Annotated in this window: 2 protein-coding genes; both read right to left on the reverse strand. The window is 29.1% G+C overall.

Features of this window, described 5'->3' with window-relative positions; genetic code table 11:
- Positions 1-62: 62 nt before the first annotated feature.
- Complete coding sequence (locus NSA58_RS20520; RefSeq protein WP_039679894.1) at positions 63-356, reverse strand: metal-sensing transcriptional repressor; 294 nt, start codon at positions 354-356, stop codon at positions 63-65.
- 24 nt (positions 357-380) lie between these two features.
- Positions 381-1,057, reverse strand: a 677-nt coding sequence (locus NSA58_RS20525) for an MATE family efflux transporter (protein ID WP_257560958.1), incomplete at its 5' end; no start/stop codon positions are given.

The raw sequence follows: 1,057 nt of genomic DNA on the forward strand, positions 1-1,057 counted from the left end.
ACACTATTTTTAAATGATATATAGAAAAAATAATAAAATAAGGACGAGAATTTTACTTGTCCTTATTTTATAAATTTATCTATTGCGCTATTTAAATCTTGAAGTACCTTATCATCACCAGTTTCTACAGCATCTACAATACAATGTTCTATGTGGTCTTGCAAAATTATTTTTCCTATATTATTAATAGAAGATTTTACAGCTGAAACCTGTATTAAAACTTCACTACAATCTCTTCCCTCTTCCACCATTCTTTTAACAGACTCCAAATGTCCAATTGCTCTAGATAGTCTATTAATTACTGCTTTTGTATTTTTATGAGAATGATTGTGGTTATGTTCTTTATTATTTTCCATATTAGTCATCTCCCTTCATATTAATTATATAGTTATACTTTTCCATTTTCCATGATTAAATCTTATCATAAGTAAAAATGCTCTAACAGTAATATCAAGTGCATATGCTATCCACACCCCAAATAATCCCATATTCATTATTACACCTAGAAAATATCCTATCCCTACTCTAACACCCCAAATTCCAATTAATGTGGCATACATAGGAAATTTAGTATCTCCAGCTCCTTGTAAAGCACTTGTAAAAATTTGTGTTATCGCTATAAAACATTGAAATAATGCTATTAATCTCAATACATTAACAACCATAATTTGAACTTCTTTAGTATTTGTAAATATTGTTACTATTTGTGGAGCAAATATAAATAAAAGTATTCCTATTACTACCATACAAATAGTAGTAATTACATCGGCTAAATATACTATTTCTTTAGACTTTTCACTATCTCCCTCTCCAAGTGTAATGCCAACAAGTGTTGCCGTCGCGACACCAAATCCAAGTGCTGGAATATAAGTGTAACTTTCAATATTACCTGCAATATTATGAGCCACATAAGCTGATACTCCAATAGAAATAATCATACTATTATAAACCAGTTGACCTAATCTCATAATTAATTTTTCCATTCCTGCAGGTGCTCCAATTTTAATTATTGATTTTAAAGTCTCTCTTCCATCTTTTAATACTTCTTTGTTCAATA

The organism is Terrisporobacter muris, assembly GCF_024621905.1.
GTDB classification, from domain to species: domain Bacteria; phylum Bacillota; class Clostridia; order Peptostreptococcales; family Peptostreptococcaceae; genus Terrisporobacter; species Terrisporobacter muris.